Here is a 2,877-nt window from a genome sequence, read left to right as displayed (position 1 = left end):
AGAGATGTGTATAAGAGACAGCTGCGACCCCCCGCGCTCGGCGGGCCGCGCCGGGCGATGGTCTGGCAGGCCCGGGAGGCGGTCGTGGCCCTCGTCCTGACCCGCCCGTGACCCGGCGGACGGCGCCGCGCTGCGTTGGTGCTCCCCGCCCCGCCGGATCATGCTTGTCAGTGGAGCACCCTGGCCGGACTAGCGAGGGCGAGATGAGCGGCGATGGCGCAACTTCCCACCTTTCCCGGTGAGCCACCGCAGGAGACGAGCGCCTCCCCCGGGGCGGCGTACACCGCCACGGCCACGATCGGCGAGGACGGCGTCGTGACCGAGTGGGGCGAGGGTGCCCGCCGGCTCCTCGGCTACGAGCCGTCCGAGGTCGTGGGACGGCCCGCCGCCCGGCTGCTGGCGGAGGACGGCGGGGCCGTCCCGGCCGTCGAGCCGGGACGGGAACGGTGGAGCGGCACGGCGGCGCTGCGGCACCGGGACGGCCGGCGCGTGGAGGTGCCGCTGCTCGCCCACCGCTGGACCTCGTCGGGCGGGACCGTGAAGTGGACGGTGGTGTCCGCCGTGCCGGGACCGGCCGACCCGCCCTGGGAGGCGCCGCTGAACGAGTGGGCGTTCGCCCAGTCCCCCTGTTTCCTCGCGGTCTTCGACGCGGACCTGCGGCTGCTGCGCGCCAACACCGGCATGCAGCAGACGCTCGCCCTCACCGAGGAGCAGATGCGCGGGCTGCGGCTGACGGAGATCGCCCCGGACCCCGTGAGCGACGAGACGGAGCGCAGGATGCGCGTGGTCGTCGAGACCGGCGAGCCCCAGCACCTGACCGCTTTCGTCCCTCTGCCGGGCGAAGGCCCCGAACACGGCTGGGAGACCTCCCTGGCCGCGCTGCGGGACCGGGACGGCCGGGTGCGGGCGGTGTGCCTGGCCGCGCACGACCGCGCCGGGCACGCCCCGCACCCGGAGCACCTGCGGCTCGCCGAGGAACTCAGCGGCTCGCCGAGGAACTCACCGCCCGGCCGGCCGAGGCCGAGGACGCCGGGGAGGCGCACGGGCCCGGCCGGGAGCACCGTGAGCACACCACCACGATGACCCTGCAGCGCAGCCTGCTGCCGCACACGCTGCCGCAGCAGGGGGCGCTCGAGATCGCCTCCCGCTACCTGCCCGCCGGCGGTGAGGCCGGTGTGGGCGGTGACTGGTTCGACGTGATCCCGCTGTCGGGGGCGCGGGTGGCGCTGGTGGTGGGCGACGTGGTCGGCCACGGCATCCGCGCCTCCGCGACCATGGGCCGCCTGCGGACCGCCGTGCGCACGCTGGCCGACGTGGACCTGCCGCCCGACGAGCTGCTCACCCACCTCGACGACCTGATCATCCACCTGTCCGCCGACGAGGCCGATCCGGACGCGCCCGAGGAGTCCGCGGGGGGCATCGGGACGACCTGCCTGTACGTGGTGTACGACCCGGTCACCCGTCACTGCACGGTGGCCCGGGCCGGTCACCCGCCGCCCGCCGTGGTGTCCCCGGAGGGCTCGGTGTACCTGCTCGACGTGCCGGCGGGTCCGCCGCTGGGCCTGGGGGGCCTGCCGTTCGAGACCGTCGAGGTGGAGCTCCCCGAAGGCAGCATGCTGGCCCTGTACACCGACGGGCTGCTCCAGGCCCGCGAGCACGACCTGGACGAGGCCCTGGACACCCTGTTCTCGGCCCTCACCCGGCCCGCGTCGACCCTGGACACGGTCTGCGACCGGGTGCTGACCGCCCTGCTGACCCACCGTCCCGAGGACGACGTGGCCCTGCTGGTCGCCCGGACCCGGGCGCTGCACGCGGACAAGGTGGTGGTCTTCGACCTGCCGTCGGACCCGTCGGTGGTCGCCGACGCCCGCCGGTACACCACCGACCAGCTGACGGCGTGGGAGCTCGACGAGGCCTCGTTCGTCGCCGAGCTGGTGGTGAGCGAGCTGGTCACCAATGCCATCCGCTACGGCGAGCCGCCCATCCAGCTGCGTCTGATCCACGAGAACGAGACGCTGATCTGCGAGGTCTCCGACGCGAGCAGTACGGCCCCGCACATGCGGCGGGCCCGGACCTTCGACGAGGGAGGCCGGGGGCTGCTCCTGGTGGCGCAGCTGGCCCAGCGCTGGGGCACCCGGCACGAACCCACCGGCAAGACCATCTGGGCCGAGCAGTCCCTCGTGGGCTCCTGAGGCATGGGCTCCCCGGGCAGGAGGTGGCGGGCGTCAGGGCGGCGGGTTCCGTGTTCCGAACCCCTGTGACGCGCCTGTGACAGTCGGCGGACAACTCCATGAAGTGGCGCCCGCAAGCTCTTTATCAGGGACATACAGCGACATTCCGATATATGTCCCTCTGCTTCCAAGGGTGTGAGCAGCAGCGATGACCGAGCCGACACGGCGGAGGAAATCCCATGAGCCTCACCCTCGTCATGGAGCACGTCGAAGCCCCCTCGACCTCTACCTCTCTGGCCCCGCGTGAGCAGGAGGCGCTGCGCCACATCGCCGCCGGGTGCACCTACCTCCAGGCCGCCCGCAACATGGGTCTCTCCAAGCACACCGTCGACGCCTACCTGCGCCGCATCCGCGCCAAGTTCGGCGTCAACACCACGGCGGAGCTGACCCGCCTCGCCATCTCGCTGGGGCTGTGACCCGCAGAACCCCTTCCCGGCCCTACGGCCCGTACGGCATCCCGCCGTGCGGGCCGTCGTGCTGTGCGCGGAAGACGGGCAGGGCCCAGGCCGGGGGTTCCTGCGGCGGCTCGGGGACCACCGAGACCGCGGTGGGCGGGTGGCCGGCCTCCGGCTCCGCGTCGACGCGCCGGCCGGCGGTGCCGGTCGCGGCGCGCAGGGCGGCGATGAACTCCAGGCAGGTGTCGTAG

The 2,877-nt window shown here is 73.6% G+C and carries 2 protein-coding genes and 2 pseudogenes; 3 read left to right on the top strand and 1 reads right to left on the bottom strand.

Annotated features, from left to right (window positions below; all coding sequences use genetic code 11):
* Positions 1-213: 213 nt before the first annotated feature.
* The 3 genes and pseudogenes from VR44_RS49010 to VR44_RS38190 all read left to right on the top strand — a co-directional run bounded on the left by VR44_RS49010 (position 214) and on the right by VR44_RS38190 (position 2,647).
* Positions 214-1,083, top strand: coding sequence for a PAS domain-containing protein (locus VR44_RS49010; protein ID WP_342669436.1), 870 nt, complete (start codon positions 214-216; stop codon positions 1,081-1,083).
* Positions 987-2,192 (top strand): annotated as a pseudogene (locus VR44_RS49005) (ATP-binding SpoIIE family protein phosphatase); the annotation flags it as partial. The gene VR44_RS49010 and the pseudogene VR44_RS49005, both read left to right, overlap by 97 nt.
* Before the next feature lie 218 nt (positions 2,193-2,410).
* Positions 2,411-2,647, top strand: a complete 237-nt coding sequence (locus VR44_RS38190) for a response regulator transcription factor (RefSeq protein ID WP_045952277.1) — start codon at positions 2,411-2,413, stop codon at positions 2,645-2,647.
* A gap of 22 nt (positions 2,648-2,669) precedes the next feature.
* On the opposite strand, the pseudogene VR44_RS38185 reads toward VR44_RS38190, so the two are convergent.
* A pseudogene (locus tag VR44_RS38185) lies at positions 2,670-2,877 on the bottom strand (hypothetical protein); the annotation flags it as partial.

Source organism: Streptomyces katrae (genome assembly GCF_000966975.1).
GTDB lineage: Bacteria > Actinomycetota > Actinomycetes > Streptomycetales > Streptomycetaceae > Streptomyces > Streptomyces katrae.
Note: the sequence above shows the minus strand (reverse complement) of the source record. Positions and strands in the feature narration are given on the sequence as shown.

Coding starts and splice junctions, on each gene's coding strand:
- VR44_RS49010 (WP_342669436.1), top strand. CDS start 214: ATGGCGCAACTTCCCACCTTTCCCGGTGAGCCACCGCAGGAGACGAGC.
- VR44_RS38190 (WP_045952277.1), top strand. CDS start 2,411: ATGAGCCTCACCCTCGTCATGGAGCACGTCGAAGCCCCCTCGACCTCT.